Here is a 13,494-nt window from a genome sequence, read left to right as displayed (position 1 = left end):
CGCCCCCTGGGGGGTGACGCCGAAGGCGGCGCGGGGGGAGCCGTTCCTGGGGGTTACTTCAGAGCTTCCCAAGATTTCTGGATGTCATCAGCCACCGCCTGGGCGGACTTGCCACCCGAGTAGTCGACCATGCCCTTCCAGAAGCTGCCGGCACCCACGGCGCCGGGCATCAGGTCGGAGCCGTCGAAGCGGAAGGTGGTGGCGCCTTGCAGGATCTCGCCTTGCTTGCGCAGGGCCTTGGTCTTGTACTGGCCCAGGTCGGCGCCCTTGTGCGGGGTCAGGAAGCCGCCTTCGGCCATCCAGATCTCGTGGGACTGCGGGTGCTGCAGGTACTCCATGAAGGCGCGGGCGCCCTTGCTGTCCTTGGTGATCGTCATGATCGTGCCGCCGCCCAGGACCGGGTTGCCCAGCTTCTTGCCGGCGTAGGACGGGAAGTAGAAGAAGTCGGCGTCTTCGGCCTTGCCTTCGGGGAAGAAGGCGGGGATGAAGCTGGCCTGGCGGTGCATGTAGCACTTGGGTGGGGTGCCGAACAGGCCCTTGGGGCTGTCCTTGAAGCTCACGGTGGCCACGGCCTTGGAGCCACCGTCCACGTAGGCGTCGTTGCGGGCGAACCAGCCATAGGCCTCGATCGCCTCGACCACGCGCTTGTCGTTGAACTTCATCTTGTTGCTGGTCCAGTCGTCGTAGACCTGCGGGCTCTGGGTGCGCAGCATCATGTCTTCCACCCAGTCGGTGGCGGGCCAGCCGGTCGCAGCGTCACTGCCCAGGCCAATGCACCAGGGCTTGCCGCCGTCGGCGGCGATCTTCTTGGTCAGGTCCTGCAGCTCCTCCATGGACTTGGGCACCTTGTAGCCCTTTTCCTTGAAGTTCTCGGGGATGTACCAGACCAGGCTCTTGACGTTCACGTTGTAGAAAAAGCCGTAGAACTCTTCCTTGCCGGCCTTGTTCTTGTAGGTGCCCAGATCGGCCCAGGAGCTGCCGGCGGCGTAGTTGGCCTTGACCCAGTCGCGGGCCTTGTTGCCCAGCGGCGTCAGGCCACCGACGGCGGCCATGTTGGCGGCCAGGCCGGGCTGCGGAAAGACGGAGAGGTTGGACGGCGAGCCGGCCTTGATGTCGATCACGATCTGCTGCTCGGAGCTCTGCGAGCACGAGTGCTTCACCGTGGCGCCGGTGGCCTTCTCGAAGTTGGCGATGACCTTCTTGAACATGCCTTCTTCGGCGCCGGTCCAGGGGCAGGTGATGGTGACCACCTCGCCCTTCAGATCGGGTCCCTTGTAGTCGGCGGCCATGGCCGCGCCACTCAGGGAGGTCAGGGCCAGGGCGGCGGCCCCGGCGATGGTGCTTGTCTTGAACATCTTTTGTTGCTCCTCTGTCGACATCGCGGACCATCCGCGACGCCATGGGTTGGATATCCCCGGGGTGGGGTCCGTCAAATGCGCAGCCCCGCCGCATCGAAGCGGTACAGGTGCTCCGGCTGGTGACCCAGCCTCAGGCGCTCGCCCGGCTCCACCGAGATGGAACCGTCGATGCGCGCTGTCAGATCGCCCAGCGGACCGGCGTCCACATAGGCAAAGGTTTCATTGCCCAGCTGCTCGGCGTGGCGCAGCGTGCCCTCCAGCTGGCCCGCCGCGTCGATGCGCAGGTGCTCGGGCCGGATGCCGACGGCATGGGCGTCGAACTGCTGGGCGTAGCCGCCTTCGATGAAGTTCATCTGGGGCGAGCCGATGAAGCTGGCCACAAAGCGTGTGGCGGGGCGGTGGTAGAGCTCCAGCGGCGCGCCCACCTGCTCAATGCGGCCCTTGTTGAGCACCACGATCTTGTCGGCCAGCGTCATGGCCTCGACCTGGTCGTGGGTCACGTAGACCATGGTCGCGCCCAGGCGGCGGTGCAGCGTGGCCAGCTCCACGCGCATCTTGGTGCGCAGGGCCGCGTCCAGGTTGGACAGCGGCTCGTCGAACAGGAACACCTTGGGGTCGCGCACGATGGCGCGGCCGATGGCCACGCGCTGCCGCTGCCCGCCCGACAGGGCCTTGGGCAGCCGCTCCAGGTATTCGGTGATCTGCAGGATCTCCGACGCCTCGCGCACGCGCCGGTCGATTTCCGCTTTCGGAACCTTGGCGATCTTCAGGCCGAAGGCCATGTTGTCGTAGACCGTCTTGTGCGGGTAGAGCGCGTAGCTCTGGAACACCATGGCCACGCCGCGCTCGCTCGGCGGCAGATCGTTCACGGTCTGGTCGGCGATGGTGAGGGTGCCGGCGGTGATGTCTTCCAGGCCCGCGATCATGCGCAGCAGCGTGGTCTTGCCGCAGCCCGAGGGGCCGACGAACACCACGAATTCGCCTGGCTCGATGTCCAGATCCACGCCGTGGATGACATGGACCTTCCCGTAACTCTTCTGGATGTTGCGCAAGCGCAGATTGGATTGGCTCATGGACGTGTGACGGGTCGCGGGAACCTGATGGTTGGGGGGTGAATTTAGCCTCTGGACGGAATTAAAGCACCAATGCAAACGATTGCATGTCGGTAATTACCCTTAGATGTCGATGTTTGCCGTTGGTCGGTCGATCGGACGGTTCTGCGAGGCGCGCGCAAGAGCAGGGGCGGCGCCTTGTGCGCCCCGTGATCGCATTCTTCTGGAAAACCGGGAGCAGGCCCGGTCAGACCCTGCTAAAGGCTGCTGTCGCGGACGATCAGCTCGGTGGGCAGGACGATGTTGCGGCGCGGCGCGCCGGCGATGGACTCGAACAGCAGCGCGACCAGCGCCCGGCCAGCCTGTTCGATGGGTTGGCGCACCGTGGTGAGCGTCGGGTGGACGTGCATGGACAGCAGGATGTCGTCGTACCCGACCACACGCACCTGCCCGGGGATCGGCACCCCACGCTCGCGCAGCGCACCCATGAGCGATATGGCGGTCACGTCGCTGCAGGCAAAGATCGCGTCGAAGTCCAGATGCTGGTTGAGCCAGCCTTCGATGGTCTCCCGGATGCGCGCATCGCCAAACAGGTAGTGTTGTCGCAGGCGGGGGTCGGCTTCGATGCCCGCCTCTTGCAGGGCCTGCGTGTAGCCCTGAAAGCGCAGGCCCGCCTCCGGGTGGGACGTGTCGCCAAAGAAGGCGATGCGGCGGCAGCCTTTTTCGATCAGGTGGCGGGTGGCGAGGTAGCCGCCCCGCAGGTTGTCGCCCCCGACCACCGGGTACGAGGCGCCTTCCAGGTTCGCGCCCCACACGGCCATGGGTATGCCCTGCTGCGCCAGCTCATTGAGGTGGTCGTGCAGAGAGAGCTGGCCGATCACGACCAAGCCGTTGACCTGGCCCGACTCCACCATCGAGCGCATCTGGTCCTCGCGGTTTTCCTGCAGCCGCGTCAACAGAAGGTTCATGCCGAGGTCGTTCACCGTATCGGTCAACGAACCCAGGATGCCCAGCACGAAAGGGTCCGAGATCATCTGCGTGCTGTCGCTCAGCAGCACCACGCCGATGGTCTGCTGATCGCCCTTGCGCAGGTTGGCCGCGCCCACGTTGACGCGGTAGTGGAGCGAGCGCGCCAGTTCGGTGATGCGGTTGCGCGTGGCCTCGGGGATGAGCGAGCTGCCGCTGAGTGCGCGCGAGACGGTGGAGGTGGACACGCCCGCCATGCGCGCGATGTCGATCATCTGTACGCGCCGGCGCCCCTTGTCTGGCGGCATGAGCGGCGCGGGGCTGGTATCGGTCTCGGGCGTTGTCGGGGGGAGGGATGGAGGAGTGCGTGACATCGTTTCATTATTTCATCCTGCACGGGGCGCAGCGGTCGCGCAGTGGATACCCCGGCACCGCGTTGGCAAAAAAAACGCCCGGGCTTGGAAGCACCGGGCGAAACTGATTGCCTTGAAGAAAACGGTGCGGGCTGGGCCTGGCCCCTCGCCCGCGAAACGCGTGGGTCAGAACGCGTAGTTGATGCGCACGCGAGCGGCGAACTGGTTGTCGGTGCCGGTGCCGCCCTTGGCGAAGCTGACGGCCGGGGTGATGGTGGCGCCCTTCACGCCGAACAGCGGCAGCGAATAGGCTGCGTAGAAGGTGGTGTTCTTGGCCGAGTTGGCACCCTTGTCCATGATCACGCCCACGCCGGCCGGGCCGAAGGTGGCGTTGACGCCGAAGGACTTGTCGTCTTCCATCTTGGCGAAGTTCAGGTTCAGGCTGCTGTCCTTGTCCAGCGCGTAGCCCATGGACAGGCCGACGCCGTTGGTGCTGTCGCCGCCGCCGACGACCTTGACCGATTCCACACCAGCGCGCAGGGTGATGGGGCCGGTGGTGTAGCTCACCGCGGGGCGCACGCCGCGGACCGCGTCGGTGTCCTTGCTGTAGACCAGGCCCACTTCAATGCGGGCGGGGCCGGCGTTGAAGCCCAGTGCGCCGTGCGCGGTGTCGCTGCCGAAACGGCCACGCAGCTTGTTGGCGTGGTAGCCACCGTAGCCGCTGTTTTCAACCACGGTGTCCTTGCCCAGGGGGAACAGGTCCATGGCTTCGAAGCGGCCCATCTTGATGTCCATGCCGGCGTTGCCGAACTGCACCCACATGTCGTCGGTGGCGGTGTCGCCGTCTTTCTTCAGCAGCAGGCTGGCGCGACCTTGCACAAAGGCGTCACCGTTGGTGGCCTTGGCGCCGACATTGACCTCCACCCGGCCGCCCATCGACAGGTCGCTGTCGCGGGCGTTGGTGGCGGGCGCATCGACCGCGTTGGTGTAGGTGGTGTCGAGTTCCAGGTTGGCGTCGAATGCGACATCAGCGTGGGCGGCGGCGGCGGTGGCACAGAGGGCGGCCAGGGCAGCCAGTTTGAAAACGTGAGACATGTGTTGCTCCGGGGGGATTTATGGTTGAAGGCCCTTTTCCGCCGTCGGCGCACGTGAAACAAAACGCAACAATCGGAAAAGGTGGCCGTATTCGATCATTCCGACAAACGTTTGCATTTGGTGAAAACCCTCGAAACGCGGTACGTAACCGCAACGTAACTGCCAAATTTGTTGTGATGCGACAGGCATGGAAAGCCCTGATAGTGCAAAGGATTGCATTACGCTAGGCAGGGTTTTTAGGTCGTGAAAAATGCCGTTACCGGACGGCTGTGGTAGGTGTTTTGAGGGGTTTTCGGAGGTCCGTTGGGCGTGCGTCTTGCCGCCATGGTCGAGGCGAGACGGCGCCTCGTGGGCGGGGCGGCCCATGGGGGGCCGGGTGGGGCCGGTGGGCGCGCTCAGCGGCCGACGCGTGGCGTCAAGTGCAACCCGACGCCGTCAGCCGCAGCACGCGTTGCGCCCGCGCCGCAGCCGCTTCGGAGTGCGTCACGAGGACCAGCGCCGCGCCGCTGTCGGCGGCCTGCTGCTGCAGCACGGCCATGACCTGCGCGGCGGTGCCGGGGTCCAGGTTGCCGGTGGGTTCGTCGGCCAACAGCAGGCTCGGGCGGTGCACCAGTGCGCGGGCGATCGCCACGCGCTGCAACTGGCCGCCCGAGAGCTGGGCCGGCAGGCGCTCGCCCAGACCGCCCAGGCCCACCGCTTCGAGCATCTGCGCCACGCGCGCCGGGTCGGGGCGCTTGAGCAGCAGCAGGGGCAGGCCCACGTTCTGCGCCACGTCCAGATGCGGCAGCACGTGAAAGGCCTGGAACACGAAGCCGAGGTGCGCGCGCCGCCAGTGGGCGCGCTGGGTTTCGCTGAGCGTGCCGAGGTCGACGCCGTTGTGCGTGATCGTGCCTTCGCTCCAGTCGTCCAGCGCGGCCAGGCAGTTGAGCAGGCTGGACTTGCCCACGCCGGATTCGCCCACGATGGCAATGAACTCGCCCGGCTCCACGCGCAGGTTGACGTGGCTGAACACGGAGGAGTCGCCGTAGCGTTTGTGCAGGTTCTGCACCAGCAGGCTCGCCGGGTTCACCGGAGTACCTTCGCCCTGCGGGCTGCGGTGCGAGCTTGCTTGGGAGCGGCCCGGCGCGGCGCTCATGCTCCATGCCCCCAGACCAGGAACACCACCACCAGCAGCACCAGCCAGAGCAGATGGCCCAGCGTGCAATAACAGCGCAGGCTTGGCGGCAGGCGGTGGATCAGGCGGCGCAGCATGGTGTGAAGTGGGTGGAGCGGGGCCTCTCAGCCGTTCAGGCCGCGGCCGGTGGACCGAGCAGACCCTGCACCGATTGCAGCACGCGCGCCAGGGCATCGGGCGCGTCGCAGGCGATGATCTGGCGCCCGGGCATGGAGCGTAGCCAGGTGAGCTGGCGTTTGGCGAGCTGGCGGGTGGCGAAGATGCCGCGGTCGCGCAGTTCGGCGAGGCCGGCATCGTCCAGCGCATCACCCGCCGCGTCCAGCGCCTCCCAGGCCTGGCGGTAGCCCACGCAGCGCATGGACGGCAGCTCGGTGTGCAGGTCGCCGCGCGCGCGCAGCCGCCGCACTTCGTCCAGAAAGCCGGCGGCGAGCATAGCGTCGAAGCGCTGCGCGATGCGCGCGTGCAGCCAGGCGCGGTCCAGGGGTTCGAGCGAGAGCAGGGCATGGGGGGCCAGCGGGCTGCGGTGCGCCGTGCCGCCGGTCTGCAGCGCCGACAGGGGCTGGCCGGCAATCTCGAACACTTCGAGCGCGCGCTGGATGCGCTGCGAGTCGTTGGGAAACAGGCGCGCGGCCGTCACCGGGTCCACCTGCGCCAGTTCGGCGTGCAGCGCGGGCCAGCCGAGCGCGCGGGCGCGGGCCTCGATGCGCGCGCGCACGTCGGCGTCGGCGCGGGGCATGTCGTCCAGACCCTGCGTGAGCGCCTTGAAATACAGCATGGTGCCGCCCACCAGCAGGGGCGTGCGGCCGCGCGTTGCGATCTCGTCGATCAGCCGCGTGGCATCGGCCACGAACCCGGCCGCGCTGTAGGTCTCCAGCGGGTCGCGTATGTCGATCAGGTGGTGGGGCACCTGGGCCAGTTCGGCCGGCGTGGGCTTGGCGGTGCCGATGTCCATGCCCCGGTACACCAGTGCCGAATCGACGCTGATGATCTCCACCGGCCAGCGCTGGGCGATGGCCAGCGAGGCCGCGCTCTTACCACTGGCCGTTGGGCCGGCGATGGCGAGGCAACTGACCAGCGATGGTGGTCCGCTCATGGGTTGGCACGAGAGGGTTCAGTCGAATCGGGCTGCTGTTGGCCAGCTTCCAGCACACACCGTGGAACCGGCTTTGCCGGGCCACTGGTGTGGTCCCCCTCGGGGGGGAAGCTGCGAAGTGGCGCAGGGGGGGCGCCCTCGCCATGGCGCTGGACGAGCGTCCAGGCCGTGGCGGCGACCAGCACGCTCCAGAACCACACGCCGTTGGTCAGCGGCAGCACGGTGCCCGCGCCGTCCCCGGTGGCGGCCAGGCTTTTGCCCAGCCAGCCGCCCATGAAAAAGGCGGCCACCATCATCAGGAAACCGCTAAGCGCCGAGGCCGCGCCGGCCGCCTGCGGAAACGGGCTCACCGCGCCGCTCTGGCCGCAGGGCTGGTGCACGCCGTGGCCGAGCATGAACAGGTAGAACGGCAATATGATGGCCCACAGGCTCTGCGCCCCCAGCAGACCGAGCACGCCCATGAGCGTGCCGCCCGCGAGCGTGAAGAACCCGGCGATCGCCACCGTGCGGCGCACGCCGAAGCGCGGCAGCAGGCGGCGGCAGGCGAGCGTGCCCACGATGTAGCTCAGCGACATGGTGAACATCAACAGGCCGTAGACGGTCTTGCTCAGGCCCAGCACCTTGATGAAGACGAACGAGGACGCCGCCAGGAAGGTGAACAGCCCGCCGTAGGTGGTGGTGGCCAGCAGGGCAAAGGCCCAGAAGGTGGGGTGGCGCGCGATCCGCCCCCAGGTGCGCAGCAGGGTGGCGGGCTCCAGCGCGCGCGGGTTTTTCTGCGGCAGGGTCTCTTCGAAGCGCCACACCAGCAGGGCCAGTGTGATGGCGCCGAACACGGCCAGCGCCATCAGGGCCACGCGCCAGCCGAACTGCTGGGACAGCAGGCCGCCCAGTGGCGCGCTGCCGCAGGCGATCACGCCCAGCCCGGTGAGCCCTTTGGACATCATCCGCGCGCCTTCGGTGGGGGCGTACAGGTCGCGCACGATGGCGCGCGCGCACATCACCCCCGCGCCCATGGCGATGCCTTGCACGATGCGCCAGACGATGAGCTGTTCCATCGACGGTGAAAACGTGCTGCCGATCGACGCGACCACGAAGAGAGCCGTGCCCAGCAGCAGGATGGGGCGGCGCCCGAAGCGGTCCGACAGCGGGCCCCACACCAGTTGCGACAGGCCGAAGGCGAGCAGCAGCGAGGTGAGCGTGAGCTGTGCCTGCGACATCGAGGCACCAAAACCGTCGGTCAAGGCGGGCAAGGCGGGCAGGTACAGATCGGTGGTGATGGGCTGAAGACCCAGCAGCAGCGCGAGCACCAGCACGATCAGGCCGGGCGACATGGAGGAGGGCTTGGCGGACATCCGGTCGAGGGTAGCAGAAGCGGACCGGGCCGACGGGTTGCCGGAGCGCCACCCCGATGCCTGAAACAACGCCACCCAGGGCACCGCCGGGCTGGCTCTGCCAGACGGCCAGTGCCGCCCCTTGGAGGGTGACGCGAAGCTGCGCGGGGGTGTTCTATTTCAGGCCGAAGAGCTCGCTCAGCGCCGCCCGGTACTGCGGCTGGCCCACCGAGTTGGTGTTGTGGTGCGAACCGCCTTCCACCAGCACGAAGGCCTTGCGCCCGGTGGCGGCCTCAAACAGGCGTCGCCCCAGCGCGGGCTGGATCAGCCGATCCGAGTCGCCATGCACCACCAGCAGCGGCGAGCCGATGGTGGGCACGCGCTTGACCGCGTCGAAGCGCTGGGTGATCAGCGGCCCCACCGGCAGCCAGCCCCATTTGAAGGTGCTGACCACGTCGGGGATGGAGGTGAAACTGCCTTCGACCAGGGTGCCCGCCTCGTCCTTCACCTGGGCGGCGAGTTCGATGGCGATGGCGCCGCCCAGCGAGTGGCCGAAGATGTAGCGCGGCCGGCCCGGGTAGTGCTGGCCCAGCCAGTCCCAGGCGGCGCGGGCGTCTTCGTAGACCATGGTTTCAGAAGGTAGCCCCGGCGAGCTCTTGCCGAAGCCGCGGTAGTCGATGGCGAGCACCGAAAAACCCAGCTCCTGCATGCGGCGCGCCCGGAAGGCCGATCCGGTCACGTTGAAACGCGCACCGTGCAGGTAGAGCAGCACCGGGGCGTCCGGCCGGGTGCTGAAGTCGTCATGCGCCAGCCACAGCCCATGCAGCTTCACCGGCTGGGCGGTTTCCTGCGAGGGGAAGCGGATCCAGACATCGTCCATGCCCGCGGCGGCTTCGGTGCCGCGCGACCAGCTGCGGTCGGACGGCTGGAAGATCCAGGCACGCTGCCGCTGGTCAAGCGTGGCGCAGCCGGTGAGCACGGCGGCCGCGGCGAACAGGGCGATCAACAAGCGCTTCATGGCCAGGAGTGATGCGGTCCACGGTCAAAAGTTCAAGGCAGAATGAACGAAGCCAGCGCACAACCCCCGCCACGCCCTCACTGGACGACCAGCCATGACCGACAGCGTGTTCACCCGCAGCCTCCGCCGCGAGACCCCGGCGGCCATCGTGTTCGAGGACGAACACGCCATCCCCTTGACCGATGCGGGGCGGGAGGCGCCGCCCAGCGGACGGCACGGAGGACTCCATCTGGCCGCTGTTCTGGCCATGGCCGCTGGGCTGCTGGCCTGCGGCGAGGCGCCGCCCGCAGGCTGGTCGGGTTATGTCGAGGGCGACTATGTGCACGTGTCGTCTCCGGTGGGTGGGCGGCTCGACAGGCTGGCCGTGCGGGCGGGCGACCGGGTGCGCCAGGGCGATGCGCTGTTCGCGCTGGACGCCCAGGCCGAACAGGCGGCGCAGGCCGAAGCCCGGGCGCGCCTGGCCGGCACCTTGGCCCAGGCCGCCAACACCACCAAAGGCCGGCGCAGCGACGAGGTGGCGGTGACCCGCGCCCAGCTGGCGCAGGCCCGGGTCCAGGCCGCGCTGGCGCAGACCGCCTGGGCGCGCCAGCGCGATCTGGTGGCCCAGGGTTTTGTGTCGCAGGCCAGTCTGGACGCCGCCAAGGCCGCGCTTGACCAGGCGAAGGCCCGGGTCGCCGAGCTGGAGGCCGCCCTGCGCGTGGCGGCCCTGCCGGCGCGCAGCGACGAAACCGACGCCGCCCAGGCCCAGGCCGAGGCCGCGCGCCAGGTGCTGCGCCAGAGCGACTGGCGGTTGGCCCAGAAGCAGCAGTCCGCGCCCGCCGATGCCCTGGTGGCCGAGGTGTTTTTCCGCGTCGGTGAAACCGTGGCGCCGGGGCAGCCGGTGCTGTCGCTGTTGCCACCGGGGGGCGTGAAGGCCCGGTTCTATGTGCCCGAGACCGAAGTCGGCGCGCTCGCCACCGGGCAGTGGGTGGCCCTGGCCTGCGACGGTTGTGGCGAGGCGATTGCCGCGCGCATCACCCGCATCGCCAGTGGCCCGGAATTCACGCCGCCGGTGATCTACTCCAACGCCCAGCGCGCCCGGCTGGTGTTTCTGGTGGAGGCCGCGCCGCGCCCGGCCGACGCTGCGCGGCTGCGCCCCGGCCAGCCGCTGGACGTGACCCGGTTGGCGCAGGAGCCGAAGTGAACGCCCTCGCCATCGACGTGCGCGGCCTGACCAAGCGCTACGACGGTCGCGCCGTGGTGGACGACGTGACCCTGCAGGTGGGCCAGGGCCGCATCTGCGGTTTCCTCGGGCCCAACGGCAGCGGCAAGACCACGACGATCCGCATGCTCTGCGGCCTGCTGCGCCCCGACGCGGGCGAGGGTCAGTGCCTGGGGCTGGATTTCCGCCGCGAGGCCGCCGCCATCAAGCGCCAGGTGGGCTACATGACGCAGAAGTTCGGCCTCTACGACGACCTCTCGATCCGCGAGAACCTGGACTTCGTGGCCCGCCTGTTCGAATTGCCGCAGCGTCGCGCATCGGTGGACCGGGCGCTGGATCAACTGGGCCTGGAGGCGCGCCAGCGCCAGCTCGCCGGCACGCTCTCGGGCGGCTGGAAACAGCGCCTGGCGCTGGCCGCCTGCCTGATCCACGGGCCGCGCCTGCTGCTGCTCGACGAACCCACGGCCGGTGTGGACCCCAAGGCCCGGCGCGACTTCTGGGACCAGATCCACCGCCTGGCCGCGCAGGGCATCACGGTGCTGGTGTCCACCCACTACATGGACGAGGCCGCGCGCTGCCACGACCTGGTCTACATCGCCTACGGCAAGGTGCTCGCGCGCGGCAACGAGCGCGAGATCGTGGACGCAGCGGGCCTGAGCGTCTGGGCGCTCGAAGGCACGGCCGAGCAGGGCCTGAGCGAACGCCTGCGCGCGCTGCCGGGCGTGCAGAACGTCGTCGCTTTCGGCAACACGCTGCACGTGGCCGGGCGCGATGCCGCCTTGCTGGCGCAGTCGCTCGGCGCCTTCCTGGGCGAGAGCGGCGTGGTGCTGCGCGAGGCGCGGGCCAACCTGGAGGACGTGTTCATCAGCCTGATCGACCAGGCACAGGACAACTTCGGCCACGGCCCGCACGGAGGTACGCGGTGAAGTGGTTTTCGCCCGCGCGCACCTGGGCCGTGTTCATCAAGGAGTTCCAGCAGATGCTGCGCGACCGGCTCACCTTCGCCATGGCGGTGGGCGTGCCGGTGATGCAGCTGGTGCTGTTCGGTTACGCGATCAACACCGACCCCAAGGGCCTGCCCACGGCGGTGGTCGCGGCCGACGCCGGCCCGCTGGCGCGCAGCCTGGTGGCCTCGCTGCAGAACACCGGTTATTTCAAGGTGGTGCACCAGGGCACCAGCCAAGCCGAGGCCGATGCCCTGGTGGCCGCGGGCGAGGTGCAGTTCATGATCGTGATCCCGCCCGGTTTTTCGCGCGATGTGGTGCGCGGCGAACGCCCGGCGGTGCTGGTCTCGGTGGACGCCACCGACCCTTCGGCCTCGGGCAACGCGATCGCCGCGCTCGGCGAGATGACGAACCTGGCCCTGCGCCACGATCTCACCGGCCCGCTGCAGACGCTGCAGAAGGGCGCGGCGCCGTTTGAACTCCGAATCCACCGGCGCTACAACCCCGAGGGCCTGTCGCGCTACAACATCGTGCCCGGCCTGATCGGCACCATCCTCACCATGACCATGGTGATGCTGACCAGTCTGGCCATGACACGCGAACGCGAGCGCGGCACGATGGAAAACCTGCTCGCCACGCCGGTGCGGCCGCTGGAGGTGATGGTGGGCAAGATCCTGCCCTACGTGGTGATCGGCTATGTGCAGCTCGGCGTGATTCTGGGCGCGGCCTGGCTGCTGTTCGAAGTGCCCATGGTGGGCAGCTTCGTGTTGCTGATGGCGATGATCGGCGTCTTCATGGTGGCCAACCTGGCGGTGGGTTTCACCTTTTCGACCATCGCGCGCAACCAGCTGCAGGCGATGCAGATGACCTTCTTTTTCTTCCTGCCGTCCATGCTGCTCTCGGGTTTCATGTTCCCGTTCCGCGGCATGCCGGTCTGGGCGCAATGGCTGGGCGAGGGCCTGCCGCTGACGCACTTCCTGCGCATCGTGCGCGGCATCATGCTCAAGGGCAACCAGGCTCCACAGCTCTGGACCGACCTCTGGCCCATGCTGCTGTTTCTGGCCGTGGCCGGCGCCGTGGCGCTCAAACGCTACCGCCAGACCCTGGATTGACATGACCCACCCCAACCGGCGTGAGATGTCCTACCCAGGGCATCGCGGAACTGGCTCCGCCAGGCCGCTGATGCCGCCCCCTTGAGGGGGGCGCGCGCAGCGCGGCGGGGGTGTTTCAAATCCGCGCGATGACGCGCACCACCACTTCGCGGTGGGTGCGAAAGCCCATGCGCTGGTAGAGGCCGAGGGCGCCGGTGTTGTCGCTCACCACATGCAGGAACGGGGTTTCGCCGCGTGCGAGCTGGCGTGCGATGAGCTTGAGCATCAGGCGTTTGGCCAGCCCGCGGCCCTGGAAGTCCGGGTGGGTGCAGACGCCGCTGACCTCGCGCAGCGCGCCGGCAAAGCTGCGTTCGCCGGCCATGGCCATGAGGCGTTCGCCGTCGAACAGGCCGAAGTATCCACCGAGCTCGATGGTGCGCGGGCCGAACGGCCCGGGGCGGGTCAGATCGGCCAGGGCCAGCACCTGGTCCAGGTGTTCCGGGCCAATGGGTCGGGCATCGGGCGCTTCGTCCTGCGCGGGGGCCTCGCCGGCCCAGACCATCTTGTGCATGGTGGCCTCGGCCTCGATCACCCAGCCCGCGGGCGCCGGGCCCGACCAGCCGGCGCAGTAGAAATGTTCGCCGGGGCCGCAATGCGGCGCCAAGGCATCGAAGTCGGGGCGCTCGGGGTCGGCAAAACCGACGATGGGCGAAAAACCCGGAGCGTAACGGCGCGCGCTGCCCGAGCCGACGGCGCAGTGCGCCTGCGGGCCGACCATGGCGTGCCAGAAGACGTTGTCGAGCAGCGGGTGCATAGTG

12 protein-coding genes are annotated in these 13,494 nt (G+C 68.5%); 3 read left to right on the top strand and 9 right to left on the bottom strand.

Annotation, left to right across the window (positions count from 1 at the left end):
* Positions 1 to 53: 53 nt before the first annotated feature.
* From HTA01S_RS01615 to HTA01S_RS01580, 8 genes are all read right to left on the bottom strand, one after another.
* Positions 54 to 1,355 (bottom strand): ABC transporter substrate-binding protein, encoded by a 1,302-nt coding sequence (locus HTA01S_RS01615; protein ID WP_068166811.1) that lies wholly within the window; start codon positions 1,353 to 1,355, stop codon positions 54 to 56.
* Positions 1,356 to 1,429: 74 nt separating this feature from the next.
* Positions 1,430 to 2,431 (bottom strand): ABC transporter ATP-binding protein, encoded by a 1,002-nt coding sequence (locus HTA01S_RS01610; protein ID WP_068166810.1) that lies wholly within the window; start codon positions 2,429 to 2,431, stop codon positions 1,430 to 1,432.
* Between the two features lie 236 nt (positions 2,432 to 2,667).
* Positions 2,668 to 3,750 (bottom strand): LacI family DNA-binding transcriptional regulator, encoded by a 1,083-nt coding sequence (locus HTA01S_RS01605; protein WP_245637961.1) that lies wholly within the window; start codon positions 3,748 to 3,750, stop codon positions 2,668 to 2,670.
* 165 nt (positions 3,751 to 3,915) lie between these two features.
* Positions 3,916 to 4,824 carry a carbohydrate porin gene (locus HTA01S_RS01600; protein ID WP_068166808.1) on the bottom strand — a complete coding sequence of 303 codons (909 nt, stop codon included), beginning with the start codon at positions 4,822 to 4,824 and terminating at the stop codon, positions 3,916 to 3,918.
* Positions 4,825 to 5,239: 415 nt separating this feature from the next.
* Positions 5,240 to 5,959: an ABC transporter ATP-binding protein gene (locus tag HTA01S_RS01595; protein ID WP_084235763.1), complete on the bottom strand. Its 720-nt coding sequence runs from the start codon at positions 5,957 to 5,959 to the stop codon at positions 5,240 to 5,242.
* A 151-nt stretch (positions 5,960 to 6,110) separates the two neighbouring features.
* Positions 6,111 to 7,091, bottom strand: coding sequence for a tRNA (adenosine(37)-N6)-dimethylallyltransferase MiaA (miaA, locus tag HTA01S_RS01590; RefSeq protein WP_068166807.1), 981 nt, complete (start codon positions 7,089 to 7,091; stop codon positions 6,111 to 6,113).
* Positions 7,088 to 8,443 (bottom strand): multidrug effflux MFS transporter, encoded by a 1,356-nt coding sequence (locus HTA01S_RS01585; protein WP_218017296.1) that lies wholly within the window; start codon positions 8,441 to 8,443, stop codon positions 7,088 to 7,090. Before HTA01S_RS01585 ends, miaA begins: the two co-directional genes overlap by 4 nt.
* Positions 8,444 to 8,597: 154 nt before the next feature.
* Positions 8,598 to 9,440 (bottom strand): alpha/beta hydrolase, encoded by an 843-nt coding sequence (locus tag HTA01S_RS01580; RefSeq protein ID WP_068166806.1) that lies wholly within the window; start codon positions 9,438 to 9,440, stop codon positions 8,598 to 8,600.
* A 94-nt stretch (positions 9,441 to 9,534) separates the two neighbouring features.
* On the opposite strand from HTA01S_RS01580, the gene HTA01S_RS01575 reads away from it, so the two are divergent.
* Genes HTA01S_RS01575 through HTA01S_RS01565 form a run of 3 tightly spaced genes read left to right on the top strand, consistent with a single transcriptional unit; the run spans position 9,535 to position 12,697 of the window.
* Positions 9,535 to 10,623 carry an HlyD family secretion protein gene (locus HTA01S_RS01575; RefSeq protein WP_245637960.1) on the top strand — a complete coding sequence of 363 codons (1,089 nt, stop codon included), beginning with the start codon at positions 9,535 to 9,537 and terminating at the stop codon, positions 10,621 to 10,623.
* On the top strand, positions 10,620 to 11,567 hold the full coding sequence (locus tag HTA01S_RS01570) for an ABC transporter ATP-binding protein (RefSeq protein WP_068166805.1): 948 nt from the start codon (positions 10,620 to 10,622) through the stop codon (positions 11,565 to 11,567). The genes HTA01S_RS01575 and HTA01S_RS01570 overlap by 4 nt, the downstream gene beginning before the upstream one ends.
* Positions 11,564 to 12,697: an ABC transporter permease gene (locus tag HTA01S_RS01565; protein WP_084235762.1), complete on the top strand. Its 1,134-nt coding sequence runs from the start codon at positions 11,564 to 11,566 to the stop codon at positions 12,695 to 12,697. Before HTA01S_RS01570 ends, HTA01S_RS01565 begins: the two co-directional genes overlap by 4 nt.
* 115 nt (positions 12,698 to 12,812) lie before the next feature.
* Here HTA01S_RS01565 and HTA01S_RS01560 read toward each other — a convergent pair whose 3' ends face one another.
* Positions 12,813 to 13,490 carry a GNAT family N-acetyltransferase gene (locus tag HTA01S_RS01560; RefSeq protein WP_068166804.1) on the bottom strand — a complete coding sequence of 226 codons (678 nt, stop codon included), beginning with the start codon at positions 13,488 to 13,490 and terminating at the stop codon, positions 12,813 to 12,815.
* Positions 13,491 to 13,494: the final 4 nt, after the last annotated feature.

Source organism: Hydrogenophaga taeniospiralis CCUG 15921 (assembly GCF_001592305.1).
In the GTDB taxonomy this organism is placed as follows: domain Bacteria; phylum Pseudomonadota; class Gammaproteobacteria; order Burkholderiales; family Burkholderiaceae_C; genus Hydrogenophaga; species Hydrogenophaga taeniospiralis.
Note: the sequence above shows the minus strand (reverse complement) of the source record. Positions and strands in the feature narration are given on the sequence as shown.